At 73.5% G+C, this 25,923-nt stretch carries 25 protein-coding genes and 3 tRNA genes; 19 read left to right on the top strand and 9 right to left on the bottom strand.

What is annotated here, in order from left to right; translation table 11 throughout:
- Nucleotides 1-99 precede the first annotated feature (99 nt).
- Complete coding sequence (gene ilvC, locus ACGFIG_RS19115) at nt 100-1,113, top strand: ketol-acid reductoisomerase (protein ID WP_393004536.1); 1,014 nt, start codon at nt 100-102, stop codon at nt 1,111-1,113.
- A gap of 313 nt (nt 1,114-1,426) precedes the next feature.
- Nucleotides 1,427-3,025 carry a phosphoglycerate dehydrogenase gene (gene serA, locus ACGFIG_RS19110; RefSeq protein WP_393004534.1) on the top strand — a complete coding sequence of 533 codons (1,599 nt, stop codon included), beginning with the start codon at nt 1,427-1,429 and terminating at the stop codon, nt 3,023-3,025.
- Between the two features lie 64 nt (nt 3,026-3,089).
- On the opposite strand, the gene ACGFIG_RS19105 is transcribed toward serA, so the two are convergent.
- Complete coding sequence (locus ACGFIG_RS19105; protein ID WP_393004532.1) at nt 3,090-3,446, bottom strand: hypothetical protein; 357 nt, start codon at nt 3,444-3,446, stop codon at nt 3,090-3,092.
- 444 nt (nt 3,447-3,890) lie between these two features.
- On the bottom strand, nt 3,891-4,736 hold the full coding sequence (locus ACGFIG_RS19100; protein ID WP_393004530.1) for an FAD:protein FMN transferase: 846 nt from the start codon (nt 4,734-4,736) through the stop codon (nt 3,891-3,893).
- Nucleotides 4,737-4,958: 222 nt separating this feature from the next.
- Here ACGFIG_RS19100 and ACGFIG_RS19095 point away from each other — a divergent pair, with 222 nt between their 5' ends.
- Both ACGFIG_RS19095 and ACGFIG_RS19090 read left to right on the top strand, forming a co-directional pair.
- Nucleotides 4,959-5,993: a 3-isopropylmalate dehydrogenase gene (locus tag ACGFIG_RS19095; protein ID WP_393004528.1), complete on the top strand. Its 1,035-nt coding sequence runs from the start codon at nt 4,959-4,961 to the stop codon at nt 5,991-5,993.
- A 185-nt stretch (nt 5,994-6,178) separates the two neighbouring features.
- Nucleotides 6,179-7,276 (top strand): branched-chain amino acid aminotransferase, encoded by a 1,098-nt coding sequence (locus ACGFIG_RS19090; protein ID WP_393004526.1) that lies wholly within the window; start codon nt 6,179-6,181, stop codon nt 7,274-7,276.
- A gap of 118 nt (nt 7,277-7,394) precedes the next feature.
- Here ACGFIG_RS19090 and ACGFIG_RS19085 read toward each other — a convergent pair whose 3' ends face one another.
- From ACGFIG_RS19085 to ACGFIG_RS19075, 3 genes are all read right to left on the bottom strand, one after another.
- The gene (locus ACGFIG_RS19085) at nt 7,395-7,853 is read right to left on the bottom strand and encodes a PRC-barrel domain-containing protein (RefSeq protein ID WP_393004524.1); all 459 of its coding nucleotides are present in this window, start codon (nt 7,851-7,853) and stop codon (nt 7,395-7,397) included.
- A gap of 254 nt (nt 7,854-8,107) precedes the next feature.
- Nucleotides 8,108-8,638 (bottom strand): carboxymuconolactone decarboxylase family protein, encoded by a 531-nt coding sequence (locus ACGFIG_RS19080; RefSeq protein ID WP_393004522.1) that lies wholly within the window; start codon nt 8,636-8,638, stop codon nt 8,108-8,110.
- Between the two features lie 2 nt (nt 8,639-8,640).
- A complete protein-coding gene (locus tag ACGFIG_RS19075) occupies nt 8,641-9,201 on the bottom strand; it encodes a peroxiredoxin (protein ID WP_393004520.1) in 561 nt (186 codons plus the stop codon).
- Between the two features lie 339 nt (nt 9,202-9,540).
- Between ACGFIG_RS19075 and cimA the strand changes: the two genes are divergently transcribed.
- Entirely contained in the window at nt 9,541-11,121 is a 1,581-nt protein-coding gene (gene cimA, locus ACGFIG_RS19070) for a citramalate synthase (protein WP_393004518.1), read from the top strand.
- Nucleotides 11,122-11,125: 4 nt separating this feature from the next.
- Here cimA and ACGFIG_RS19065 read toward each other — a convergent pair whose 3' ends face one another.
- Nucleotides 11,126-12,070, bottom strand: coding sequence for an endonuclease/exonuclease/phosphatase family protein (locus tag ACGFIG_RS19065; RefSeq protein ID WP_393004732.1), 945 nt, complete (start codon nt 12,068-12,070; stop codon nt 11,126-11,128).
- Between the two features lie 446 nt (nt 12,071-12,516).
- Here ACGFIG_RS19065 and ACGFIG_RS19060 point away from each other — a divergent pair, with 446 nt between their 5' ends.
- The 7 genes from ACGFIG_RS19060 (at nt 12,517) to arfB (ending at nt 18,117) form a co-directional block, all read left to right on the top strand.
- Complete coding sequence (locus ACGFIG_RS19060; protein ID WP_393004516.1) at nt 12,517-13,044, top strand: hypothetical protein; 528 nt, start codon at nt 12,517-12,519, stop codon at nt 13,042-13,044.
- 263 nt (nt 13,045-13,307) lie between these two features.
- Entirely contained in the window at nt 13,308-14,360 is a 1,053-nt protein-coding gene (locus tag ACGFIG_RS19055; RefSeq protein WP_393004514.1) for an AAA family ATPase, read from the top strand.
- Between the two features lie 29 nt (nt 14,361-14,389).
- Nucleotides 14,390-15,403: a DUF58 domain-containing protein gene (locus ACGFIG_RS19050; RefSeq protein WP_393004730.1), complete on the top strand. Its 1,014-nt coding sequence runs from the start codon at nt 14,390-14,392 to the stop codon at nt 15,401-15,403.
- On the top strand, nt 15,400-16,359 hold the full coding sequence (locus tag ACGFIG_RS19045) for a VWA domain-containing protein (protein WP_393004512.1): 960 nt from the start codon (nt 15,400-15,402) through the stop codon (nt 16,357-16,359). The genes ACGFIG_RS19050 and ACGFIG_RS19045 overlap by 4 nt, the downstream gene beginning before the upstream one ends.
- Before the next feature lie 43 nt (nt 16,360-16,402).
- On the top strand, nt 16,403-17,266 hold the full coding sequence (locus tag ACGFIG_RS19040; protein ID WP_393004510.1) for a S1C family serine protease: 864 nt from the start codon (nt 16,403-16,405) through the stop codon (nt 17,264-17,266).
- Between the two features lie 110 nt (nt 17,267-17,376).
- Nucleotides 17,377-17,682, top strand: coding sequence for a hypothetical protein (locus ACGFIG_RS19035; RefSeq protein WP_393004508.1), 306 nt, complete (start codon nt 17,377-17,379; stop codon nt 17,680-17,682).
- Nucleotides 17,683-17,691: 9 nt separating this feature from the next.
- On the top strand, nt 17,692-18,117 hold the full coding sequence (gene arfB / locus ACGFIG_RS19030; RefSeq protein WP_393004506.1) for an alternative ribosome rescue aminoacyl-tRNA hydrolase ArfB: 426 nt from the start codon (nt 17,692-17,694) through the stop codon (nt 18,115-18,117).
- A 27-nt stretch (nt 18,118-18,144) separates the two neighbouring features.
- On the opposite strand, the gene ACGFIG_RS19025 is transcribed toward arfB, so the two are convergent.
- The gene (locus ACGFIG_RS19025; protein WP_393004504.1) at nt 18,145-19,035 is read right to left on the bottom strand and encodes a 3-methyladenine DNA glycosylase; all 891 of its coding nucleotides are present in this window, start codon (nt 19,033-19,035) and stop codon (nt 18,145-18,147) included.
- Between the two features lie 34 nt (nt 19,036-19,069).
- The gene (locus tag ACGFIG_RS19020) at nt 19,070-20,335 is read right to left on the bottom strand and encodes a hypothetical protein (RefSeq protein WP_393004502.1); all 1,266 of its coding nucleotides are present in this window, start codon (nt 20,333-20,335) and stop codon (nt 19,070-19,072) included.
- Between the two features lie 192 nt (nt 20,336-20,527).
- Here ACGFIG_RS19020 and ACGFIG_RS19015 point away from each other — a divergent pair, with 192 nt between their 5' ends.
- The 4 genes from ACGFIG_RS19015 to ACGFIG_RS19000 all read left to right on the top strand — a co-directional run bounded on the left by ACGFIG_RS19015 (nt 20,528) and on the right by ACGFIG_RS19000 (nt 22,060).
- Nucleotides 20,528-21,331: a fumarylacetoacetate hydrolase family protein gene (locus ACGFIG_RS19015; RefSeq protein WP_393004500.1), complete on the top strand. Its 804-nt coding sequence runs from the start codon at nt 20,528-20,530 to the stop codon at nt 21,329-21,331.
- 107 nt (nt 21,332-21,438) lie between these two features.
- Nucleotides 21,439-21,510: transfer RNA gene (locus ACGFIG_RS19010), tRNA-Gln, on the top strand.
- A 134-nt stretch (nt 21,511-21,644) separates the two neighbouring features.
- Nucleotides 21,645-21,717 (top strand) — tRNA-Glu (locus ACGFIG_RS19005).
- A 270-nt stretch (nt 21,718-21,987) separates the two neighbouring features.
- Nucleotides 21,988-22,060, top strand: a tRNA-Glu gene (locus ACGFIG_RS19000).
- Nucleotides 22,061-22,161: 101 nt separating this feature from the next.
- Here the strand turns inward: ACGFIG_RS19000 and ACGFIG_RS18995 are convergent.
- Entirely contained in the window at nt 22,162-22,848 is a 687-nt protein-coding gene (locus ACGFIG_RS18995; protein WP_393004498.1) for an IclR family transcriptional regulator, read from the bottom strand.
- A gap of 49 nt (nt 22,849-22,897) precedes the next feature.
- Here ACGFIG_RS18995 and leuC point away from each other — a divergent pair, with 49 nt between their 5' ends.
- The 3 genes from leuC to ACGFIG_RS18980 all read left to right on the top strand — a co-directional run bounded on the left by leuC (nt 22,898) and on the right by ACGFIG_RS18980 (nt 25,817).
- The gene (gene leuC / locus ACGFIG_RS18990) at nt 22,898-24,346 is read left to right on the top strand and encodes a 3-isopropylmalate dehydratase large subunit (RefSeq protein WP_393004496.1); all 1,449 of its coding nucleotides are present in this window, start codon (nt 22,898-22,900) and stop codon (nt 24,344-24,346) included.
- Between the two features lie 12 nt (nt 24,347-24,358).
- Nucleotides 24,359-24,946, top strand: a complete 588-nt coding sequence (gene leuD / locus ACGFIG_RS18985) for a 3-isopropylmalate dehydratase small subunit (protein WP_393004495.1) — start codon at nt 24,359-24,361, stop codon at nt 24,944-24,946.
- A gap of 172 nt (nt 24,947-25,118) precedes the next feature.
- Complete coding sequence (locus ACGFIG_RS18980) at nt 25,119-25,817, top strand: HU family DNA-binding protein (protein WP_393004493.1); 699 nt, start codon at nt 25,119-25,121, stop codon at nt 25,815-25,817.
- Nucleotides 25,818-25,923: the final 106 nt, after the last annotated feature.

The following is a 25,923-nucleotide window of genomic DNA, read 5'->3' as shown; positions in this document are numbered from 1 at the left end:
CGGGACCCACCCGACCCGGCCGGCGCCGTGCGCCGCCCGGGACCGACACCGCACGGAATCCACGACGGGCCGCCCGGGCCGCCGTACGAAAGGGAAATCATGAGCGTTGAGGTGTACTACGACGACGATGCCGACCTGGGCCTGATCCAGGGCCGCAAGGTCGCGGTGATCGGGTACGGCAGCCAGGGCCACGCCCACGCGCTGTCGCTGCGCGACTCCGGAGTCGACGTGGTGGTCGGTCTACCGGAGGGCTCCAAGAGCCGGGCCAAGGCCGAGGAGCAGGGCCTGCGGGTGCTCACGCCGGCCGAGGCGTCGGCCGAGGCCGACGTCATCATGATCCTCGCGCCGGACACCGCCCAGCGCAGCATCTACGCCGAGTCGATCGCGCCGAACCTGGCCCCCGGCAAGGCGCTCTTCTTCGGCCACGGCTTCAACATCCGCTACGGCCTGATCAAGCCGCCGGCCGAGGTCGACGTGGCGATGGTCGCGCCGAAGGGGCCGGGCCACCTGGTCCGCCGCCAGTACGCCGACGGCAAGGGCGTGCCCTGCCTGGTGGCCGTCGAGCAGGACGCCAGCGGCAACGCCCTCGCCCTGGCCCTGTCGTACGCCAAGGGCATCGGCGGCACCCGGGCCGGCGCCATCAGGACCACCTTCACCGAGGAGACCGAGACCGACCTCTTCGGCGAGCAGGCGGTGCTCTGCGGCGGCGCGGCGGCGCTCGTGCAGACCGGCTTCGAGGTGCTCACCGAGGCGGGCTACGCCCCCGAGGTGGCCTACTTCGAGTGCCTGCACGAGCTGAAGCTGATCGTCGACCTCATGTACGAGGGCGGCATCGCGAAGATGCGCTACAGCATCTCCGACACCGCCGAGTACGGCGACCTCTCCCGTGGCCCGCGCGTCATCGACGCCCGGGTCAAGGAGGAGATGCGCAAGATCCTCAGCGAGGTCCAGTCCGGCGAGTTCGCCCGGGAGTGGGTGGCCGAGGACGAGGCCGGCCGGCCCAACTTCAGCAGGTGGCAGGCCGAGGGCGCGGAGCACCCGATCGAGGAGACCGGTCGCAAGCTGCGCGGCATGATGAGCTGGGTCGACCGGCCGATCACCGAGACCGCCTGACGCGACACCCCGGCGGCCCGGCCCCGGCGCTCTCCCCGGCGCCCGGACCGGGCCGCCCCCTGTCCGCACCAGCGCCCGCCGCGTCGGCCCAGCCCAGGTGGCCCGGGCGCTCCGTCTCGTGCCGTTCACTTGCGGGTCGTCACCCGTTGTGAGGGCACTCACCCCGCAGTCCGGGACCTGCCGGCCTACCCGCCCCCTACGATCGCGGGTAGGTGCGTAGCCGGCACCTGACGGCCATGGCCCGGATCAGCGCAGGGCGCAGCGCGGCGTCCCGCAGCCCGGCCCACCGCTTTCGACGACAACCCGAGGACCAATGACTCCTGTCGTACTGATCGCCGAAGAACTCGCCCCCGCCGCCATCGAGGTGCTCGCCCACGACTTCGACGTCCGCCACGTCGACGGCACCGACCGACCGGCCCTGCTCTCGGCGCTCTCCGAGGCCGACGCCGTCATCGTGCGCAGCGCCACCCAGATCGACGCCGAGGCGATCGCCGCCGCGCCGCGGCTGAAGGTCGTCGCCCGGGCGGGCGTGGGTCTGGACAACGTCGAGGTGCCGGCGGCCACGGCGCGTGGCGTCATGGTCGTCAACGCCCCCACCTCGAACATCGTCTCCGCCGCCGAGCAGGCCCTCGCGCTGCTGCTGGCCGTGGCCCGCAACACCGCCAGCGCCAGCGCCGCGCTGAAGGCGGGGGAGTGGAAGCGGTCGAAGTACACCGGCGTCGAGATCCAGGGCAAGACCGTCGGCGTGGTCGGCCTCGGCCGCATCGGCGTGCTCTTCGCCCAGCGGATCGCCGCCTTCGGCACCCGGCTGATCGCGTACGACCCCTACATCCAGCCGGCCCGCGCGGCCCAGCTCGGCGTACGCCTGGTGGGCCTGGAGGAGCTGCTGCGGGAGAGCGACTTCATCTCGATCCACCTGCCGAAGACGCCGGAGACCGTCGGCCTGATCGGTGAGAAGGAGCTGGCCGTCGTCAAGCCGGGCGTCCGGATCGTCAACGCGGCCCGGGGCGGGCTGGTCGACGAGCAGGCCCTGGCCGACGCGATCGCCGAGGGCCGGGTCGCCGGCGCGGGCGTGGACGTCTACGCCAAGGAGCCCTGCACCTCCTCGCCGCTGTTCGCCTTCGACAACGTGGTCGCCACCCCGCACCTGGGCGCCTCCACCGGCGAGGCGCAGGACAAGGCCGGCCTGGCCGTGGCCAGGAGCGTGAAGCTGGCGTTGCAGGGCGAGTTCGTGCCGGACGCCGTGAACGTGCAGGCCGGCGGCGTCGTCGCCGAGGACGTGCGGCCGCTGCTGCCGCTGGCCGAGAAGCTCGGCCGGGCCTTCACCGCCGTCGCGGGCGGGGTCGCCGCCAGCGTCACCGTCGAGGTGCGCGGCGAGATCGTCAACCACGACGTGTCGGTGCTGAAGCTCGCCGCCACCAAGGGGCTGTTCAGCTCGGTGGTCGAGGAGCAGGTCACCTACGTCAACGCCCCGCACCTGGCCGCCGAGCGCGGCGTCGAGGTCACCCTCTTCTCCCAGACCGACACGGTCGAGCACCCGAACCTGGTCACCGTCCGCGGCGCGCTGCCCGACGGCCGTACGGTCAGCGTCTCCGGCACGGTGACCACCGCCGGCGCCCGCGACGTGCTCAAGCTCACCGAGGTCGACGGCTTCGACGTCGAGATCGGCGCGGAGGGCATCCTGGTCTTCCTGCGCTACGTCGACCGCCCCGGCGTGGTCGGCACGGTCGGCACGCTGCTCGGCGAGGCCGGCGTCAACATCGCGGCCATGCAGGTGGCCCGCCGCGAGGCCGGTGGTGAGACCCTGATGACCCTCACCGTCGACCAGGCGCTCGGCGCCGACCTGCTCACCTCCGCGGCGGACTCGATCGGCGCGGTCGCGGCCAGCGCGGCGGACCTGCGCGACGAGTGACCCGAGCGCACGGCAGCGGGGGCCCGGCGGATCCGCCGGGCCCCTCGTCGTACTCGGGCAGTGGTCAGCCGGGCAGCCGCGCCGGGGGCGGATAGACCGAGCCGTCCTGCGCGTCGAAGAGCATCAGGTCGTACGCGCCGGCCAGCCGCTCGATGTCGAGCAGCACCTGGTCCTCGCACGTCGGGTGCAGGTTCAGCTCGACGTGGTCGTGGGCCGCGTGCAGCGGCGCCACCGCCCAGGGGCTCCCCGGGCCGGCCGGCCGGTCCGGGTAGCTGCTGGTGATGGCCCGGTAGAACGCCACCACCCGCGGGTCCGGGTACCGGTCGACGTGCTGCCCCTGCCGGCACCGCAGCACCGCCGCCCGCACGTCCTCGGGTGTCGCCCCGTCCGCAAGGGCCCACACGCTCAGATCGAAACTCACGGCGGACAGCGTGCCATCCGCCGTCCGTCGCGTCGAAATCGCCCCGCTGTCGCGCCCGCAAACTCCAGTAGCGACGGTCCGCTGTGGAGACCCTTGCGTTGAGTTGCGTCGATTCGCTAGCGTATCGGTGCGGTCACTGGCCGAGCTCGCGGCGTGGGCCCGTCTTCGGGTGGCGAGGTCGACGTCCGTCCGGCCGGCCCGCACCCCTCGATTGCGCAAGCCACGCGCACTCGTCGCTGACCGGCCCTCACGGTCGTTGCCGAGACCGTGGGGGCCGATCGCGCCTCCAGCCCGCCCCTGCCTCTGGTGTTCCAGGCCTCCCCACGGTGCGGCCTGCCCACGTGCGGCCTGCCCTGGATGTGGCCCGCCCAGCGGCGGGGCGCGGTCGGTGGCGGCCCCCGGTGGCGCGGGGATGGCTCAGCGCCGGTGTTCAGCCAGGGTGGTTCAGCGGCGGGGGGCGAAGAGCGCGCGGTAGTCCGACCCGTTGCGGAACCAGGCCAGCCCGGCCGGCCCGGCGGCGTAGAGCGCGGTGGCGTAGGCGTCGGCGACGGCGAGGTCCGGCCCGACGACCGTCGCAGCGACCAGCTGCTCGGCGGGCTCCCCGGTGTGCGGGTCCACCACGTGTCCCTGCCGCCCGCTCACCCCCGAGGTGCCGACGGCGCCCGCCGTCATCTCCAGCACGAGCGGCGCCCGGTGCTGGTCGGTCGGGTGGTGCACCGCCACCCGCCACGGGCCACCGTGCGCGGCGTGTCCGCGTACGACCAGGTCGGCGCCGCTGAGCACGGCGTAGTCGTGGACGCCGGCGGCGCGTAGCCGGGCGGCGGCCCGCTCCACCGCCCACCCGATCAGCAGGCCGCCGGGGTCGAAGCCGCCGGGGACCGCCCAGGCGTCGAACCAGCCGTCGGTGGCGGCCCGCATCGCCGCGCAGCGGCCCACCAGGTCGGCCAGCGGCGGGTACGAGTCGGGGCTGATCTCGCCCCGGCGCAGTCGGGATACCAGGCTCTCCGGCCGGGTCGGGCCGTACGTGAGGTCGATGGCCCGTAGCTCCGCCACCGCGTCGCGCAGCGCCTCCCCGACGGCGCGCCGGCCCAGCCACTCGGGGGCGTTGAGCAGCAGCGAGTAGTCCGCCGTCGAGGTCCGTACGGAGTGCTGGACGGCGATCCGGCTCCCGCCCACCGGGCCGGGCCGGTCCACGCGGTGGCTGCGGGCACCCAGCCGCAGGTCCGGCCGGCGCGGCTGGAAGGCCGACTGGTCCACCCAGCGGACCCGTGGCTGCTGGTCGATCCGCATGACGCTGCCCCCTCGCTGACGCCGGCCGCGTCTCCGCGTCCTCCGTCACGGGCCCCCGTCGACCCGCTCGTCATCACGCTAGGCAGCGGAGATGACCCTGCCATGAATGCCACCTGGGAGGATCCTGTGTATCCGAGTTCCCGCATCCTGGAAGGTGCGTACCGGGAGACGGGACGTCGGCGTACGGTCGGACGAAACGGCGAGATGAGGGAGCACAGAGACGTGGCACGGATCGCGGTGGTGGCCGGGGACGGGATCGGACCCGAGGTGGTCGCGCAGGCCCGCAAGGTCATCGACGCTGTGCTGCCGGGGGTGGTGGAGGCCACCGAGTACGACCTCGGCGCCGCCCGCTGGCACCGCACCGGCGAGGTGCTGCCCGACTCGGTGCTGACCGAGCTGGCCGGGCACGACGCGATCCTGCTCGGCGCCGTGGGCGACCCGACCGTGCCGCCGGGGGTGCTGGAGCGGGGGCTGCTGCTCAAGCTGCGCTTCGCCTTCGACCAGTACGTCAACCTGCGCCCGTCGCGGCTCTGGCCCGGCGTCAGCGGGCCGCTGGCGACCGTCAAGCCCGGCGAGGTCGACCTGGTGGTGGTCCGCGAGGGCACCGAGGGCCTCTACGCCGGCGCCGGTGGCACGCTGCACCGGGACACCCCGGCTGAGGTCGCGACCGAGGAGAGCCTGAACACGCGGCACGGCGTGGAGCGGGTCATCCGCGACGCCTTCGCCCGCGCCGCGCGCCGGGAGCGGCGCAAGGTCACCCTCGTGCACAAGACCAACGTGCTCACCCACGCCGGCTCGTTGTGGGCGCGCGCCTTCGAGGCCGTGGCCGCCGAGCACCCCGACGTGGCCACGGAGTACCAGCACGTCGACGCCGCCGCGATGTTCCTGGTCACCCAGCCCCAGCGCTACGACGTCGTGGTCACCGACAACCTGTTCGGCGACATCCTCACCGACATCGCCGCAGCCGTCACCGGCGGGATCGGGCTGGCGGCCAGCGGCTGCATCAACCCCGAGGGCGCGTACCCCTCGATGTTCGAGCCGGTACACGGCTCGGCGCCGGACATCGCCGGGCGCGGCGTGGCCGACCCGGTGGCGGCCGTACTCTCGGCGGCCCTGCTGCTCGACCAGCTCGGGCACGCCGACGCCGCCGAGCGGGTCACCGCGGCGGTGGGCGCCGAGCTGGCCGGCCGCACCCCGGGCGCCCCACTGCGCACCGAGGAGGTCGGCGACCGGCTGGCCGGGTACGCCACCGCCTGAGCCGCCGCCCCACCCGAGGGTCCGAACCGCCGCCCGGCCGCATCCGGCCCGGCGGCGGTCACTGTCCGCAGCCGCCGGTACGCCCTGGGCGTGCTACCCGCTGAACGACCGTTCGGGGTAAGTTTCTCGCACCAGTTTCTCGGCAGGCGGATCCGTGTGCCGTAATTCCCAGGGAGGTCAGCGCGATGAGCGGTGGTGACAAGCTCGAGTTCGAGACCCGTCCGAATCCCGCGCCGGTATCCGTCGCGGACCGGGCCGCGCTGCTGGCCAATCCGGGTTTCGGCCGGGTATTCAGCGACCACATGATCACGATCCGTCACGCCGAGGGCAAGGGCTGGTACGACGCCCGGGTCGAGGCGCGGGCGCCCATCCCGATGGACCCGGCCGCCGCGGTGCTGCACTACGCGCAGGAGATCTTCGAAGGGCTGAAGGCCTACCGGACGCCCGACGGCGGGGTCACCATGTTCCGGCCGGAGGCCAACGCCGCCCGGTTCGCCACCTCGGCCCGGCGCATGGCGATGCCGGTGCTGCCCGAGGAGGTGTTCGTCGACTCGCTGCGCCGGCTCGTGGAGATCGACCGGGACTGGATCCCCGAGGGCGAGGACGGCAGCCTCTACCTGCGGCCGTTCATGTTCGCCAGCGAGGTGTTCCTCGGCGTCCGGCCGGCCAACGAGTACCTCTACGTGGTGATCGCCTCGCCGGTCGGCGCGTACTTCTCGGGCGGGGTGCAGCCGGTGGCGGTCTGGGTCTCCCCGGACTACACGCGGGCCGCCCCGGGCGGCACCGGCGCGGCGAAGTGCGGCGGCAACTACGCCTCCTCGCTGGTGGCCCAGGCCGAGGCGATCGAGCACGGCTGCGACCAGGTGGTCTTCCTGGACGCGGTCGAGCGCCGCTACGTCGACGAGCTGGGTGGCATGAACGTGTTCTTCGTCTACGACGACGGCACCGTGGTCACCCCGCCGCTGACCGGCACGATCCTGCCCGGCATCACCCGGGAGTCGGTGCTCACGCTGGCCGCCGGGGCCGGGCACCGGGTCGAGGAGCGGCCCGTGAGCTTCGCCGACTGGCAGGCGGACGCCGCGAGCGGCCGGCTCCGCGAGGTGTTCGCCTGCGGCACCGCCGCGGTCATCACCCCGATCGGGCAGGTGCGCTTCCCCGACGGTGAGTTCCTGATCGGCGGCGGCGAGTCCGGCCCGGTCACGACGGCCCTGCGTCAGCAGCTCGTCGACCTCCAGCGGGGCAGGTCCGAGGACCCGTACGGCTGGGTCCGTCGCATCCTTTGAGCGCCCCCGGGCCGCGCACGGTCCGGTGACCACCGGCCACCGGCACGCCCGTGAAGGCCACGTCGACACGGTGACGGCCTCCCGTACTCCACGGGAGGCCGTCGCGCGCGGGTGGTGGCTAGCGGGCGGTGCCGGGCGGGATGGCCGAGTACGTCTCGTCGTAGTAGCCGCCGAGCCGGTCGCGGTAGGTGGGGTCGGTGTCGGCGGTCTCGTCGTACTCCGGGGCGGCCTTGATCTGGTCCCTGCTCCGGTCGACGTGCACCTTGCGCTCGTCGTGGTCGACGTGGTTGACGGTGCCGGCCGGGATCATCACCTTCCGGCCGAAGATCCACGGCCCGGTGTCCACCACCAGGTAACTGTCGTTGACCTCGTGGCTGGCGCTGTCGATCCGGCCGATGCCGCCGTCGGTGGCCTCGACCTTGTAGCCGACCAGGTCGGCGTCGGCGACCCTCGCGGTGTCCCGGTAGCGCCACGGGTCGAACGTGCCGGCCGGGGCGCCGCCGGCGAACGCACCCTGGCCGCCGTCGCGCAGCGGGTCCGGGCTGCCGTGGGTGCTGTGCGGGTCGAGCCTGTCCATCTGACAACTCCTGCCCCGACTGTCGCCAGTCGTCTCGCCGGTCCGGTGCTCGTCTCTGCACGATGAGCTACCCGGGTGGTCGGCACCGGAAACGACGGCCGCGCGGCCGGTGCGCCGGGGCCGACCGCACCGACGCCGGGGCCGACCCGCACCGACACCCGGGTCCGGTGACTCCGCCGCCGGGGGCACGGCGACTCCGGAGACGACGGTGGGCCGGCACCGCGACCGCGGCACCGGCCCACCGGGCGTACGCGTCAGGCGAGCGCGGCCTGGGCGTCCAGGGTGACCGCGGCGGCGTGCACGACGGCGGCGATGCGCAGTCCCTCGTGCACCTGCTCGCGGCTGAAGCCCGCGTTGCGCAGGGTCTTCTCGTGCGACTCCAGGCACACCCCGCAGCCGGTGATCGCCGAGACCGCCAGGCACCAGAGCTCGAAGTCGGCCTTGTCCACGCCCGGCTTGGCGATGATCTGCATCCGCAGCCGCGCCGGGATCGACTGGTACTGCTCGTCGCCGATCAGGTGCTTGGCCCGGTAGTAGACGTTGTTCATCGCCATGATCGTGGCGGCGCCCTTGGCCGCCTCGACGGCCTCCGGCTTCAGGTGGTCGGCCGCCTCGGCGGCGATCTCCCGCAGCACCACCGGGTTGCGCGCCGCGACGGCGCAGGCCAGGGCGGTGCCCCACGCCTGCTCCGGCTTCAGCGTGCTGGTGGCGATGGTCGAGCCGAGGTTGAGCTTGATGTCCTTGGCGTACTCCGGCAGAGCCGCCTTGATCGCGTCCAGGCCCATGGTCAGGCCCCGGCGCCAGCGAGGAGCTTGGTGGCGTCCAGGGTCTCGCCGCCCTTGTTCCAGTTGCACGGGCAGAGCTCGTCGGTCTGGAGGGCGTCGAGCACCCGCAGCACCTCGGAGACGTTGCGGCCGACCGAGCCGGCGGTCACCATGACGAACTGGATCTCGTTGTTCGGGTCGACGATGAAGGTGGCCCGCTGGGCCACGCCGTCCTCGCCGAGCACGCCGCAGGCGGCGGTCAGCTCGCGCTTGACGTCGCTGAGCATCGGGAACGGCAGCTCGCGCAGGTCCGGGTGGTCCTTGCGCCACGCGTAGTGGACGAACTCGTTGTCCACCGACACGCCGAGGACCTGGGCGTCCCGGTCGGCGAACTCCTCGTTCAGCCGGCCGAACTCCGCGATCTCGGTCGGGCAGACGAAGGTGAAGTCCTTCGGCCAGAAGAAGACGACGCGCCACTTCCCCTCGTGCGACTTGTGGTCGATCGACTCGAACGCCTTCTCGGCGTCCAGCGACACGCAGGCGGTGAGTTCGTACTCGGGGAAGCGGTCACCGACAGTGAGCACAGGTCCTCCTTGACAGCGGCACGAGGCCGGTAACTTGATCGGTTCCAGATTCTTCCGCAGTCCCGTTTCCGCCGGAGGGCGGCCAGGTGACTTGTGAAGTCGATCACCGACGGTGGTGCGGGCCGCCGCATCGGCCGCCCATGCGGTATCGGAACCCTCCGTCACCGTCCCGCGATGTGGATTGTGTCTCCCAGATCCGCCGCCCCGTGGCAGAGTGGCGATCGTGACCAGCACCCACCTGATTATTCGCACCTAGCGCGCCGGCCTCCCCTCCGCCGAGCGCGCAGACCTCCCGCATCCGCGGGGGGTCTTTTTGTTGCTCCCCGAAAGGATTCCCTGATGACGTTCCAGGTGTACGACACCACGCTGCGCGACGGCGCCCAGCGTGAGGGGCTCAGCTACTCGGTGGTCGACAAGCTCGCGGTGGCCCGGCTGCTCGACGAGTTCGGGGTCGGCTTCATCGAGGGCGGCTGGCCGGGCGCCGTGCCGAAGGACACCGAGTTCTTCCGCCGGGCGCGTACCGAACTCGACCTGCGGCACGCGTTGCTGGTCGCGTTCGGGGCCACCCGGCGGGCCGGCGTGCCCGTCGGCGAGGACCCGCAGGTGCGCGGCCTGCTCGACGCGCAGACGCCGGCGATCGCCCTGGTCGCCAAGGCGGACCTGCGGCACGTCGAGCGGGCGCTGCGCACCACGGCGGCCGAGAACCTGGCGATGATCCGCGACACCGTGGCGCACCTGGTGGCCGAGGGGCGGCGGGTATTCGTCGACGGCGAGCACTTCTTCGACGGCTACCGGTCCGACCCGGCGTACACGGCCGCCGTCGTGGAGACCGCCCTCGCCGCCGGCGCCGAGCGGGTGGTGCTCTGCGACACCAACGGCGGCATGCTGCCCTCCCAGGTGACCGCCGCCATCGCCGACCTGACCGCGCGGCTGGGCGTCGGCCCGGAGCTGCTCGGCATCCACTGCCAGAACGACACGGCCTGCGCGGTGGCCAACACCGTCGCCGCCGTGGAGGCGGGGGTACGTCACTTCCAGGGCACCGCCAACGGCTACGGCGAGCGTCCCGGCAACGCCGACATCTTCGCCGTGGTCGCCAACCTCCAGCTCAAGCTCGGGCTGCCCGTCCTACCGGAGGGCTGCCTGGAGCAGATGGTGCGGGTCTCCCACGCCATCGCCGAGATCGCCAACATCGCCCCCGACACCCACCAGGCGTACGTCGGGGCCGCGGCCTTCGCCCACAAGGCGGGGCTGCACGCGAGTGCGATCAAGGTGGATCCGCTGCTCTACAACCACGTCGACCCGCAGGTGGTGGGCAACGACATGCGGATCCTCGTCACCGAGATGGCCGGCCGGGCCAGCGTCGAGCTCAAGAGCCGCGAACTCGGCCTGGACCTGGCCGGCCATCCGGAGGCGCTGTCCCGGGTCACCCGGCGGGTCAAGGAGCTGGAGGCCGGCGGCTGGTCGTTCGAGGCGGCGGACGCGTCGTTCGAGCTGCTGGTCCGCTCGGAGCTGGACACCGCCCCGGCCACCCCGTTCACGCTCGAGTCGTACCGGGTGCTGGTCGAGCACCGGGAGGACGGCTCGGTGGTCTCCGAGGCGACCGTCAAGATCCGCGTACGCGGGGAGCGGGTCATCGCCACCGCCGAGGGCAACGGTCCGGTCAACGCCCTGGACGAGGCGCTGCGGGCGGGGCTGACGCGGCACTACCCGCAGCTGCGTGACTTCGAGCTGGCCGACTACAAGGTGCGGATCCTGGAGGGCACCCACGGCACCGGCGCGGTGACCCGGGTGCTGCTGGAGACGGCCGACGGCGGCGGACGCGACTGGACCACCGTCGGCGTGCACCCCAACGTCGTCGAGGCGTCCTGGCACGCCCTCGTCGACGCGCTCACCTACGGCCTGGACCGCGCCCGGGTCTGAGCCGTCACCCGGCCGGCAGGCGCAGTTCGGCCAGCACGGCGCGGTGGTCGCTGCCGGGTACCCGGTGCACGGAGACCGCCCGCACGGCGATCCGCCGGTCGACCAGCACGTGGTCGATGGTCACCGGCGGGATCAGGTCCCCGTCGTACGGGCCCCACGTGCCGATCAGGCCCGCGCCGGCCTGGTCGGCGGCGTCGACGTAGCCGGTGTCCAGAAGGGCACGCAGCGGGGCGTGGTCGAGGGTGGCGTTGAAGTCTCCGGCGAGGATCCGCAGCGGCCCGTCCGGCGTGGCGGGCGGCTGCGCCGCCAGGTCGGCGTGCCAGTGGCCGACCTGGTCCACGGCGTACGGGGCCGACGGGTGCGCCGACTCGACCCGTACCGCGGGCGCACCGGGCACCGCCACCGTGCCGTGGGACTGGTCGAAGCCCCAGCCGCCGCGGTTGTGCCGGACGCCGTCCGCGCCGATCGGGAACCGCGCGTAGAGCCCGGAGCCCACGGTGCCCGGGGCCGGGTCGAGCCGCCGGTGGGGCAGCAGCCGGTCCAGGCCGAGCCGGTCCAGCTCCGCACCGGCCTCCGGGGTGAACTCCTGCACGGTGAGCACGTCGACGCGGTGCTCCCGGACCAGGTCGACCAACGCCCGCGCGTCGCCGGCCCCGGCGAGCAGGTTGGCGGTCAGCAGCCGCACCGTCGGGCCGGTGACCGGCGGCTGGCCGGACGGCAGTGCCCGGGGCGCCACCACGGCCACCAGGGCCGCCGCGACCAGCGCCGCGACCACCGCGGGCCGGCGGCGCCGCAGGGCGAGCGCGAGCAGCAGCGGCAGCAGGCTCCCGGCGGCGGCGTACGGGGTGAAGGCGAGCAGCTGCACCAGCGGCCCCCGGTCGAGGCCGCCCAGTCGTACCGCCGTCCAGGCGACCCCGGGCGCGACGGCGGCCCAGCAGAGCGCGGTCAGCAGCCCGGTGGCCCGGCGGCCCGTGTCCGGCCGTGCGGCCCCGATGATCACCGTTGGAGGGTAGCGCCCCCGGCCCTCGGCCACGGTCGGCGACAGCGCGCCACCCCGGGGCCCGACCGGCCCCGCGCCGCCATTCGTGAATGGTCGAGCGCTCACTTTTCGCAATTCGTCGACACCGGTTCAGACCATTAACGGGGCGTGATCAACTATTGACGTCGGACTTTTTGCGGTGCTACGTTCCAGTGGGTTGAGAGGCCGGAACTCTGAGTAGTAATCCCAGCTCAGGCCCGGTGGAAAATGTTGAGACGGCAACATCTAGGGTGCGGCCTGAGGTGTGGGCTCCAGGCGGTTGCCGCTCATTCTCTCCGCTCAAGAAATGGAAGTCGACCGCCCCCCGATCGGTGGGCAGGTCGAATCCGCACGGTCAACAAGAGGGAGACCCTGTCATGACCACACTCTTCCGACGCAAGGCGGTGACGGTGGCGTTCGCCGCGTTGGCGCTCACCCTGGCCGGGGGCGGGATCGCCGTCGCCCAGCCAGCGGCGCAGGCGCCCGCCGGGAGCGCCCAGTCGGCCGCCCGCCAGCCGGGCTCCGGCAGCCAGCCAGCCGTGACCCCCGCCGAGGCCCGCGCGGCCAAGGCCGCGCTGGCGCAGGGCCCGTCCGCGCAGGCGAGTACGCCGGGCTCCGTCGCCTCCGCCGTCGTCACCAGCGGCGGCATCCTGCTCCGTGGCTCGCCCGAGGTGGTCTCCGCCACCCGGTACGGCCCCGGTCAGTACCAGGTCCTGTTCAACTACGACGTCTCGCTGAAGACGTTCGTGGCGACCATCGGCACCACCGACCCGTACAACGTGCCCCCGGGAGGCGAGGTCTCCGTCGCGCCGCGGCTCCAGACGCCGAACGCGGTCTACGTCCAGACGCGCAACTCGACGGGAGGCGCCGCCGACCGGCCGTTCCACCTGGTCATCGCCAACTGAGCACCTGCTGACGACGCCGGCCCCCACCACGCGCGGGGGCCGGCGCCGCCCGTACCCGCCGCCCGCGCCCTCCCCTCGCGGGTCGATCATGCAGGCGTGGTGGGGTCGTGCCCCGGATCGCGCCCTGTGCGGGGCGCCACAACCTGCATGATCGACGCGGGGTCGGGGGCCGGGGGAAGGTTGTCCCGGTTCGGGTCGCTAAGGGCCACCCCGGCGCCGATATTCCGACGTTTGTGCGGCGGCCGGCACGGGAAGCAAGCACCGTGACGGACATCTCGGACACCCTGGCCAGCGTGCCCAGCCCGGTCGATCCCGATGCGACCCCGGCCGACCTGGAACAGACCCTCTTCGAGGTCAAACGCGTGATCGTCGGGCAGGATCGGCTCGTCGAGCGCCTGCTCACCGCCCTCGTCGCGGACGGGCACTGCCTCCTGGAGGGCGTGCCCGGGGTCGCCAAGACGCTCGCCGCGCAGACCCTGGCCACGGTGGTGGGCGGCACCTTCTCCCGGATCCAGTTCACACCCGACCTGGTCCCCTCCGACATCGTCGGCACCAGGATCTACCGGGCGTCGCGGGAGGATTTCGACATCGAGCTGGGCCCGATCATGGCGAACCTGGTGCTCGCCGACGAGATCAACCGGGCCCCGGCGAAGGTGCAGTCCGCCCTGCTGGAGGCGATGGCCGAACGGCAGGTCTCCATCGGCGGGCACAGCTATCCCGTGCCCGAGCCGTTCCTGGTGCTGGCCACCCAGAACCCGATCGAGTCCGAGGGCGTCTACCAACTGCCGGAGGCGCAGCGCGACCGGTTCCTGATGAAGGTCGTCGTCGACTATCCGAGCGACGTCGACGAACTCGCCATCCTGTACCGCATGAGCGCCGACCGGCCCACCGCCCGACAGGTGCTCGACCCGCAGCGCCTGCGGGAACTCCAGGCCCGCGCCGCCCACGTCTTCGTGCACCACGCGATCGCCGAGTACGTGGTCCGGCTGATCCTCGCCACCCGCGACCCCGGCCGGTTCGGGCTCCCCGAGATCGCCCCGCTGCTCGCGTACGGGGCCAGCCCCCGGGCCACCCTCGGCCTGGTCCGCGCCGCGCGGGCCCAGGCGCTGCTGCGCGGTCGCGAGTACGTGCTGCCCGAGGACGTGCGTGAACTGGCCGTCGACGTGCTCGCCCACCGGCTGGTGCTCTCCTTCGACGCGGTCGCCGACGGGGTGGCCGCCGAGGCGGTGGTCCGGCGGCTGGTGGAGGCCGTACCGCCGCCCCGCGTCGCCACCGGGCACCCGGAACACGCGGCTGCCGACCTGGCGGCGGCATGAGGTGGCGCGGAACCACCGCGCCGGCGGTCGTGCCGGCCGACCCGGGACTGGCCGAGCTCACCGCGGACCGGCGCCTGCGCCGGCTGGAACTGAGCGTCACGCGCCGGCTCGACGGGCTGTTGCAGGGCCGGTACCGGGGCCTGCTGCCCGGGCCGGGCAGCGAGACCGCCGGCAGCCGGGAGTACCGGCCCGGTGAGGACGAGGTGCGCCGGATGGACTGGGCGGTGACCGCCCGCACCACGGTCCCGCACGTACGGGAGGTCGACGCCGACCGGGAACTCACCACCTGGCTGCTGATCGACGCGAGCCCCAGCATGGAGTACGGCACCGCCGAACTCGACAAGCGGGAGCTGGCCGTGGCGGCCGTCGCGGCGGTCGGCTTCCTCACCGGAGGCGTGGGCAACCGCCTCGGCGCGCAGGTGCTCAGCCGGGACGGGCTGCGCCGGTTCCCGCCCCGCAGCGGGCGTACCCACCTGCTCGGCCTGCTCCGGGCCCTGCTGACCGCCCCGCGCGTCGGCGACCACGACCCGCCGCCACGCGTCGGCGGCCAGGACGGCGACGACCCGGCGCCGCCCGGCCCCGACCTGGCCGACGGGCTGGCCGGCGTGCACCGGGCGGCGCTGCGCCGCGGCCTCGTCGTCGTGGTCTCGGACTTCCTCGACGGGCTGCCCGACGACCCCCGGGAGGCACCGCCCTGGGAGACCGCCCTGCGCCGCCTCGCCGCGCGCCACCAGGTGCTCGCCGTGGAGATCACGGACCCGCGGGAGCTGGAGCTGCCCGACGTCGGCCTGGTCACCCTGGTCGACCCGGAGACCGGGCGGCGGCGCGAACTCTGGACCGGTGACCGCGCGCTGCGCGAGCGCTACGCCGCCGCCGCGACCGCCCAGCGTGACCAGGTACGCCAGGCGCTGCGCCGCAGCGGGGCCACGCACCTGCCGCTGTGTACCGACCGGGACTGGGCCGCCGACATCGTGCGGCACGTGCACACCCAGCGGCGGCTCGCGGCGGCCCCTCCCCGGGCGGCCCGGGGAGGTGTGGCGTGATCTGGCAGTCGCCCGCCCGGCTCTGGCTCCTGCTGGGGGTCCTCGCCCTGGCCGTCGGATACCTGCTGATGCAGCGCCGGCGCAGCCGGTACGCCGTCCGCTTCACCAACCTGCGGCTGCTCGACCGGGTCGCGCCGCACCGCCCGGCCTGGCGGCGGCACGTGCCCGCCGGGCTCTTCCTGGCCATGCTGGCGCTGCTGGTGGTCGGCTTCGCCCGGCCCACGGCGGAGGTGCGGGTGCCCCGCGAACGGGCCACCGTGATGGTCGCCGTCGACGTCTCCACCTCGATGCTCGCCGGCGACGTGGAACCGGACCGGCTCAGCGCCGCCAAGGAATCCGCCCGGCGCTTCGTCGACGGCCTGCCGGACGAGTTCAACGTCGGGCTGGTCGCGTTCGCCGGCAGCGCGGCGGTGCTGGTGCCGCCGAGCACCGACCGGGAGGCCCTGCACGAGGGGATCGAGCGGCTGGTGGAGGGGGCCACCGGGGTGCAGGGCACAGCCATCGGCGAGGCCATCAGCACCTCGCTCGGCGCCGTGAAGGGCTTCGACAGCCAGGCGGCGAAGGACCCGCCGCCGGCCCGGATCATCCTGCTCTCCGACGGGGCGAACACCTCCGGCATGGACCCGATGGAGGCGGCGTCCGAGGCGATCGACATGAAGGTGCCGGTGCACACCATCTCGTTCGGCACCCCCGGCGGCACCGTGGACCGGGGCGGCCGGCCGATCCAGGTGCCCGTCGACGGGCAGACCCTGCGCGCGGTGGCCGAGGAGACCGGGGGCGGGTTCCACGAGGCCAGCACCAGCGACGAACTGCGCGCCGTCTACGACGACATCGGCACCTCGGTCGGCTACCGCACCGAGCGACAGGACGTCTCGGCCCGGTTCATCGGCCTCGGGCTGGTGTTCGCCATGGGGGCCGCGGCCGGCTCGATGCGCTGGTTCGCCCGGCTGCCCTGAACCGTACGGCCACCGTCGAGAAGGACACGTGAGGAGCGTACGCATGGCAGTGCAGACCGGGCTGGGCGAACCGCGCGGCCCCTGGTTCATCTCCCCGGAGCTGGATCCGGACGGGCGGGCCCGGTGGGGCGGGACCGACCCGGACCGGGGCCCGGCGGGACGCGGCCCGCGCGGGCGGGTGCTGGCGGCGCTGGCGGTGGTGGCACTGTCGACCGCCTCCGGCGCGGTGGCCGGCGGCATCGTGGCCGGCCGCGACGACGCACCGGGCCCGACGGCGGCCTCGGCGGCCCCGGTCCCGGCGGAGCTGGTGACCGCGGCCGGGAAGACCGTGCCGGGGGTGGTGTCGGTGCTCGTGGGCGGGTCCGGCGGCGCCTCGGCCACCGGCTCCGGCTTCGCCGTGGACGACCAGCAGCACATCATCACCAACGACCACATCCTGGCCAAGGGGCGCGGCGGGGCGGTGACGGTGGAGCTGCCCGACGGGCGGCGGTACACCGCCGAGGTGGTCGGGCGGGAGCCGCGCAGCGATCTCGCCGTGCTCCGGGTGCCGCCGTCGGCCGGCCTGGCGGCGCTGCCGCTGGCCAAGCCGGGCTCCACCAAGGTGGGGGAGCCGGTGCTGGCGGTCGGTTCGCCGCTGGGGTTGCCCGGCACCGTCACCGCCGGCATCGTCAGCGCCCTGGACCGGCAGGTGCGCCTCGGCGACAACCGGCACACCGCCGTGCAGACCGACGCCTCGATCAACCCGGGCAACTCGGGCGGCCCGCTGGTCAACGCGCGCGGCGAGGTGATCGGGGTGAACACGGCCATCGCCACGATCGACGGCAACGGCTCGATCGGCATCGGCTTCGCCATTCCCATCGAGCAGGTGCAGCAGACCGCCGACACGATCATCGGAAAGGGCGGCTGAGCTGTGCGTACGTCCCTTCGGGACCGCCTGGGAACGTGAAAACTGTCAGATACCCGGCGGGAAATGATCGGACAATGGAAATATTACGCTGAGTATGGATACTGGCGTGGGTGGAGCGTCCTGGAATCGTGGCCCTCCTGCTGGTGGGCCTGTTGATCGGTACCGGAGTGGGGTCGGCGTACGCCCGGGCACGACGCGGGTGGGCCGACTACCAGACCGCCAAGAAGACCGTGCCCGGCGCCCGGCGCGCCGCGTGGCTGCTGATCAAGGTGGCCACCACGAAGATCGGGGTGATCGCCCTGCTCCTGGTGGGGGCGGTCGCGTACGCCGCCGCAGGCTCGGACGACGACAACCCCGCCCCGCCCGCGCAGACCCCGAGCCCGTCCGCGACCCCGAGCGTCCGGCAGGGGCGTTAGCCTCGGGGGGTGGACGACGGACTGCGGGTGACCGACCGGTGGAGCGTTCCCGCCGCCGAGCTGCGGGAACGCTTCTCCCGGTCGTCGGGGCCCGGCGGTCAGGGCGTCAACACCACCGACTCGCGGGTCGAGCTGAGCTACGACCTGGCGGCCTCGCCCGGGGTGCCCGAGCCGCTGCGGGCGCGCGCCCTGGAGCGCCTCGCCGGCCGGCTGGTCGACGGCGTGCTGACCGTCACCGCCAGCGAGCACCGGGCGCAGTTGGCCAACCGGGAGGCGGCCCGGGAACGGCTGGCCGCGCTGCTGCGCGAGGCCGCCGCCCCGCCGCCCCCGCCCCGCCGGCCCACCCGCCCGTCGCGGGGCGCGAAGGAGCGCCGGCTGGCGGAGAAGAAGCGCCGGTCACAGCGCAAGCGCGACCGCCGCGTCGACGGCGACTGACCCGGGCCCGGAGGCGGGCCGACCCGCTCACCCGTCGGCGGTCGACAGGAGCCGGTCGCACTCGGCGACCAGGCGCGCCCGCAGGGGCGCGGCGCGCTGCGCGAACGACCGCTGCGCCCGTACGTAGTCGTGCCGCCCCTCGGCGGTCTCCACCAGCACGGGGGCGTAGCCGAGGGCGGTGAGGTCGTAGGGGGAGGCCCGCATGTCCAGCGTGCGGATCTCCCGGGCCAGCTCGAACGCGTCCGCGACCAGTTCGCTCGGCACCAGCGGGGAGAGCTTGTACGCCCACTTGTAGAGGTCCATGTTGGCGTGCAGGCAACCCGGCTGCTCGTGCGCGTGCTGCGTCTCGCGCGTCGGGGTGAGCAGGTTCAGTGGCCGGGCGGGCGCGGTGAAGAACCGGTACGCGTCGAAGTGGCTGCACCGCACGCCCCGTTCCCGGACCACGGCCGCCGTCTCGTCGGGGCTCAGCCGCAGTGGCCAGGCGTTGTGGCGTACCTCCTCCTGGGTCTGCCGGTAGACCATGGCCCACTCGTGCATCCCGAAGCAGCCGAGGTGCGCCGGTCGGTCGGCTGTCGCCGCCAGCAGCGCCCGGATCCACCCGAGCGACTCGGCGCGCCGCGCGCGTACGGCCTCGGTGTGGAGGGTGGCCCCGGCGGCGGTGGCCCGGTAGTCCCGGCCGAGATCGCCCGGGTCCGCGTCGCGCAGCACCACCCCGGCGCCGGGGTGCCAGCGGCGCAACTGGGCCGGACGGTGCGAGTAGTAGGTGAAGAGGAAATCCTCCACCGGGTGCTTCCCGCCCCGGCGGCGGCGCGCCAGGTGCGGGGTGACCCAGGCGTCGACCCGCTGCTCGTGCGCCCGGCGCCGGGCCTGCCAGCACGCCGCGTCGAGCACGGCGGTCGGGGCGAGGGCGGCGGTCACGGACCCCAGGGTACGACCGCCGCCCGGCGCCCGGTCAGGGCACGTCCACCCGGACCCCGGCGGAGAACACCCCGCTGCGCAGCTCCAGCTGCTGCGGCGGCGCCTTCCCGTCGAGTGTGAAGACCAGCGGCAGCACCGTCCGGCTGCCGGCCGCCATCGGCTGGGCGAAGACGTCCCGGCCCTGGTTGGCCGTGCGCGTCGCCTGCTCGTCGGTGCTGACGAAGTTGCCGTCGGGCAGGTACGCCCGTTGCAGCCGGCCGTGCCAGCTCTGCTTCTCCGGGGTGAGGTTGCGCACCCCGACCGTGGCCTCGCACCGCCGGGCCGCCGTGCCGGGTTCGCACGCGACGCGGTACACGGTGAACTCGAACGCCGACTCGCGCAGCGCCTCGCCGATGGCGCCGTTGACCCCCTGGCCGATCCACGCGCCGCTGGTCGGCTGGCTGTCGGTGTCGACGGAGGCGACCTGCCGGGTGGCCGTCCAGGCGGCGGTGCCGACCGTGCCGGCGAGCACCACGGCGGCCACCGGGACGATCAGCCAGACCGACGGCTTGCGGCGCAGCTGTTCCGGGCGCGGGGTGGCCGGGCGCGGGTAGACCGTCCCCGGCCCCTCTCCGGTCAGGGCGGCGGCGACCGGTCGGCGGCGTCGGCGCCACGTCCACACCCCACCCACCGCGAGCACCGTCACCGTGGCGAGCCCGGCCAGCAGCACCGGCGTACGTCGCCACGGTGGTGCCTCGGCGCGGGCGGGCGCGGCGGCCGGCACGCCCGCCGCCCAGGTCGCCGTCGCGCAGTCGTACGGCCGGTTGCCGTCGCGGGCGAAGGCGCAGGCCGGGGCGGTCAGCGGCCGGGCCGGGGCGGCGGTGGTGAGCGCCGTGCCCAGGGTGGTGGTGCTGCGGGCGGGCAGCTTCAGCTGCCAGGTGACCTCCGTGGTGGAGTGCCCGGCGCTGCGGGTGGCCCGGCCCCCGTTGGTGATGGCGGTCGCCGAGGCCCCGGCCGGCAGCTCCTGCCGGACCGTGGTGTCCACCGGGGTGGCCCCGCTGTTGCGGACCTGGATCCGGTAGCGCGGCGCCGGCGTGCTCTCCGGCAGCACCGCGACCGTGACCGGCGGTTTCGCCATCGGCGGGGCGGCCCGGGTCGGGGTGGGCACCGCCGGTGGCGCCGACGGCATCGCCGGCTCCGGGGTCGGCGCGACCGCCGGTGGTGGCGCGGCCGCCGCGGACGGTGCCGGCATGGCGGCGAGAATGCCGAGGCAGTGTACGAACACTGCGAGGGCCCTGTGGTGTCGTGTCGATGCAGGCATACGAACGAACCTCCGGAGCCGACGCTAGGGGCGGGGCGACACCGGGCGGGTACGAAGTCGCGAAACCGGCCCCCGTGGGTGGACGGTGGCATAGGGTGCGCCCGCCCCGGTTCACGGAGCGCGCCGGTGGCCGTCCGGCGCGCCTGCCTGCGGCCTCGGTCGGACGCTGGTCGCCGGGGATAGATTGACCCGGTGCGTATCGCTCGTTTTGCTCATGCCAAGGGAATGTCGTTCGGGGTCGTCGAGGGCGAGCCGGAGGCGGGCCCGCAGGGCCTGACCGTCGCCGAGATCGAGGGCCACCCGTTCGGCCAGATCACCTTCAGCGGCGCCCGGTGGGCGCTGTCGGACGTCCGCCTGCTCTCGCCGATCCTGCCCAGCAAGGTCGTCTGCGTCGGCCGCAACTACGCCGAGCACGCGGCCGAGCACGGCAGCGAGGTGCCGAAGGAGCCGCTGCTCTTCCTCAAGCCGTCCACCTCCGTGATCGGGCCCCGGGACGCGATCCGGCTGCCGATCTTCTCCAAGCAGGTCGAGCACGAGGCCGAGCTGGCCGTGGTGATCGGCGCGCCGGGGGCCCGCCGGGCCGACCGGGCCGCCGCCGAGCGGGCCATCTTCGGCTACACCTGCGCCAACGACGTCACCGCCCGGGACCTCCAGCGCTCCGACGGCCAGTGGACCCGCGCCAAGGGCTTCGACTCGTTCTGCCCGATCGGCCCGTGGATCACCACCGGGCTCGACGTCCGCGACCTGGAGATCCGCTGCGAGGTGGGCCGCGATCCCGAGGAGATGGAGGTGCGTCAGCTCGGCCGGACCCGGGACATGGTCTTCGACGTGGCGGCCCTGGTGTCGTACGTCTCACACGTGATGACGCTGCTCCCCGGCGACGTGGTGCTCACCGGCACGCCGGCGGGGGTTAGCCCGCTCACGGACGGGGATACGGTGACCGTGCGGATCGAGGGGATCGGGGAGCTGAGCAACCCGGTGGTGCCGGTCGCCTGATCCGCGTCGAGTCCCCGTTTCTGCAGCTCAGAGGCGGTTCGGGGGGTTCGATTTGGCCTGTCGGCACCGGGAGGGTAAGGTTTGTTCCCGGCACCGCAAGGGGCCAATGGGGTATGGGGTAATTGGCAGCCCGACTGATTCTGGTTCAGTTAGTCTAGGTTCGAGTCCTGGTACCCCAGCGCAGCCGAGGTTCGAGAGAGCCTCGGGCGCTGGATCTCGTAGGAGATGACTCCGATTCCCGGTCAGGGGATCGGGGTTCTCTCTGGTAGAGTCCAGCGGCACCACTTGCGAAGTGGTGCCGCAAGCAGGTTCTGGCCCCGTCGTCTAGCGGCCCAGGACGCCGCCCTCTCAAGGCGGTAGCGCCGGTTCGAATCCGGTCGGGGCTACATCTCGAACGGCCCGTTCCACTCCGGTGGGGCGGGCCGTTTCGTATGCCGTTCCACGCCTTATGCCGTTGCACGCCTTATGCCGTTGCACGCCTTATGCCGTTCCACGCGGGGATGGACCGTTTCGCGCGTCCGGGCGCCGCCGTCTGCCGTGGCCCGGCCGTTCCGTCCTGGTCGCGCCGGCCCGGTCGCCCCGATTTCGTCCCCGGAGGGGACGCCGCTAGACTACAGCGGCACCGCTCGCGAGGGCGGTGGAAGCAGCGAAGTCTTGGCCCCGTCGTCTAGCGGCCCAGGACGCCGCCCTCTCAAGGCGGTAGCGCCGGTTCGAATCCGGTCGGGGCTACATCTCGAACGGCCCGTCCCACCCCGGTGGGACGGGCCGTTTCGCGTTCCGCCCCTCGGCCCGCCCGGGATTCCGGCGCCCGACCAGCCAGCGGAGGGCGGTCAGAGGCCGGAGAGGCGTTGGCCGGCCCGGACGGCGGCCATCGCGTGGCGTTCGCCGGGGCGGCGTCCCAGGCGCTCGATGGGGCCGGAGATGCTGATCGCGGCGATGACCCGACCGGTGCGGTCGCGGATCGGCGCGGAGACGCTGGCCACACCGGCCTCGCGCTCGGCGACGCTCTGCGCCCAGCCCCGGCGGCGTACCTCGGCGAGGGTGCGGCCGGTGAACTTCGACCGGGGGAGCAGCGGCATCACCGCCTCGGGCGGCTCCCAGGCGAGCAGGATCTGCGCCGCGGAACCCGCCGTCATCGGCAGCACCGAGCCGACCGGCACGGTGTCCCGCAGGCCGCTGGCCCGCTCCGCGGAGGCCACGCAGATGCGCTCGTCGGCGCGGCGCAGGTAGAGCTGGGCGCTTTCGCCCGTCGCGTCCCGCAGCGCCGCCAACAGCGGCTCCGCCGCCGTCAGGAGCACGTCCGGCGCGGCGTTGGCGAGCTCACCCAGGCGCGGGCCGGGACGCCAGCGCCCCTGGGTGTCCCGGACCAGCATCCGGTGGATCTCCAGCGCCTGTGCCAGCCGGTGCGCGGTGGCCCGGGGCAGCTTGGTGCGTTCAACGAGTTCGGCCAGGCTGGCGCCGTCGATGCAGGCGGCCAGAATGACCACCGCCTTGTCGAGAACGCCGACACCGCTCATACTGTGTCCCACAAGCCGAAACTTACCTCCCAGAATTTAGGATGTCCAGATGGTGGGAGTCACTACTGCCAAGCCGAGGACCCTGGCCGAGAAGGTCTGGGACGCACACCTCGTCCGGGCCGCCGAGGGCGAGCCCGATCTGCTCTTCATCGACCTGCACCTGCTGCACGAGGTGACGAGCCCGCAGGCCTTCGACGGGCTGCGCCTCGCCGGGCGTCGGGTGCGTCGCACCGACCTCACGCTCGCCACGGAGGACCACAACACCCCGACGGGGTACGCCGACCCGGCGTTCCGGCAGCGGCGCGGCGACCTGCTCACCATCGCCGACCCCACCTCGCGTACGCAGATCGAGGCGCTGCGCCGCAACTGCGCCGAGTTCGGGGTGCGGCTGCACTCGCTGGGCGACGAGAACCAGGGCATCGTGCACGTCATCGGCCCGCAGCTCGGCGTCACCCAGCCGGGCATGACCATCGTCTGCGGCGACTCGCACACGGCCACCCACGGCGCGTTCGGCGCGCTCGCGTTCGGCATCGGCACGAGTGAGGTCGAACACGTGCTGGCCACGCAGACGCTGCCGCAGATCCGGCCGAAGACGATGGCCGTGAACGTCACGGGGCAGCTCGCCCCCGGGGTGACCGCCAAGGACCTGGTGCTCGCGCTGATCGCCCAGGTCGGCACTGGCGGCGGCCGCGGATACATCGTCGAGTACCGCGGCGAGGCCATCCGGTCGCTGTCCATGGAGGGGCGGATGACCGTCGCCAACATGTCCATCGAGTGGGGCGCCAAGGCCGGCATGATCGCGCCGGACGAGACCACCTTCGCGTACCTGAAGGGGCGGCCGAATGCCCCGCAGGGCGACGACTGGGACGCGGCGGTCGCCTGGTGGCGGACCCTGCCCACCGACGAGGGCGCGACCTTCGACGCCGAGGTGACCCTGGACGCCGCGGCGGTCACCCCGTTCGTCACCTGGGGCACCAACCCGGGCCAGGGCGCGCCGCTGGGCGCGGTGGTGCCGGCGCCGGAGGACTTCGGCACCGAGACCGAGCAGACCGCCGCCCGGCGCGCGCTGGAGTACATGGACCTGCGCCCCGGCACCCCGCTGCGGGACCTCGCCATCGACGTGGTCTTCGTCGGCTCCTGCACCAACGGCCGGCTGGAGGACCTCCGGGCCGCCGCCGACGTGCTGCGCGGGCACCGGGTCGCCGACGGGGTGCGGATGCTGGTCGTGCCCGGATCCGCCGCCGTCCGCGAGACGGCCGAGGCGGAGGGGCTGGACAAGGTCTTCACCGACGCCGGCGCCGAGTGGCGCTTCGCCGGCTGTTCCATGTGCCTGGGCATGAACCCGGACACGCTCTCGCCGGGCCAGCGCTCCGCCTCCACCTCCAACCGCAACTTCGAGGGCCGCCAGGGCCGGGGCGGACGCACCCACCTGGTCTCCCCGCCGGTCGCCGCCGCCACCGCCGTGGCGGGCCGGCTGGCCGCTCCCGCCGACCTGTAGAAGGGCATTCAGATGGAGAGGTTCACCACCCACACGGGTACCGCCGTGCCGCTGCGGATGTCCAACGTGGACACCGATCAGATCATCCCCGCCGTGTACCTCAAGCGGGTGACCCGAACCGGTTTCGCGGACGGCTTGTTCAACGCCTGGCGCGAGGACCCGGAATTCGTACTCAACGATCAAGCCCATTCGGGTGCGTCGATTCTTGTGACGGGTCCGGAGTTCGGCACCGGCTCCTCCCGGGAGCACGCCGTCTGGGCGCTGCGCGACTGGGGCTTCCGTGCCGTCATCTCGCCCCGCTTCGGCGACATCTTCCGGGGCAACGCGCTCAAGGAGGGTCTGCTCCCGGTCGAGCTGGAATTGAAGGCGATCGAGGAGATCTGGGACCGGGTGGAGGCCGATCCGACCACCCCGGTCACCGTCGACCTGACCGCCCGCGAGGTGCGCGTCGGCGAGTCCACCTGGTCGTTCCCGCTGGACGACTTCAGCCGCTGGCGGCTGCTGGAGGGCTTGGACGACATTGGACTCACCCTCCGCCACGAGGCGGAGATCAGCGCGTACGAGACCACCCGGCTGCCGTTCCTGCCCTCGATCGCATAGCCGTACGCCCGATCCCACAGCGGTTTCCGCCCCCGTCGGTCCCACCGGCGGGGGCGAATCCGTTACGACACAAGGGCTTTTTTCGACCGAATGTTTGTGTAGCGGCAGCACAGGGCATACCGTGCGCGCAGAATGGCTCGCGTCGAGTCAGTTGCACAATCGGGAGGAAGTCGTGAACAAGGCCGAGCTCATCGAGGCGCTCGCCGTTCGCCTGGGGGACCGGAAGACGGCGACGGCCGCGCTCGACGCGGTCCTCGCTGAGGTCCAGGCGGCGGTCACCAAGGGCGAGAAGGTGGCGATCACCGGATTCGGAGCGTTCGAAAAGCGCGTCCGGGGCGCCCGAACAGCGCGCAACCCGCGGACAGGTGAGGCGGTGAAGGTCAAGAAGACATCCGTCCCGACCTTCCGTCCGGGCGCCGGATTCAAGGAGATGGTGGCCAGCGGCAAGGTGCCGAAGGCCACGGCGGCGGCGAAGAAGACCGCGGCGGCCGCCAAGACCACGTCCGCCGCCAAGTCCACTGCGGCGGCCAAGACGACGGGGGCCAAGGCCACCGGGGCGAAGGCGACCGGAGCCAAGGCCACCGGGGCCAAGGCCACCGGAGCCAAGGCGACGGGCGCGAAGGCGACCGGGGCCAAGGCGACCACGGCGGCCAAGAAGGCCCCCGCGGCGAAGGCGACCAGGACGACCGCGGCGAAGAAGACCACGACCGCCAAGGCCGCCCCGGCGAAGAAGACCACGGCGGCGACGAAGTCCACGGCGGCGAAGAAGACCGCCGCGACGGCGAGCAAGAGCGCGGCGGCCAAGAAGACCGCGGCGAAGAAGACCACGGCGAAGAAGGCTCCGGCCAGGAAGGCAGCGACCAAGCGCTGAGTCGAGCGGTACGCGGAGGGCGCCCACCGGCCGGTGGGCGCCCTCCGTCGTGTCCGCCCCACCCGTTGACCGCGAGCGTGCCGCGCCCGCAGAATCGCCGCACCCC

The sequence above is a fragment of the Micromonospora sp. NPDC049048 genome, from assembly GCF_043197615.1.
In the GTDB taxonomy this organism is placed as follows: Bacteria; Actinomycetota; Actinomycetes; order Mycobacteriales; family Micromonosporaceae; genus Micromonospora.
This window is presented reverse-complemented; position numbering and strand designations above follow the sequence as displayed.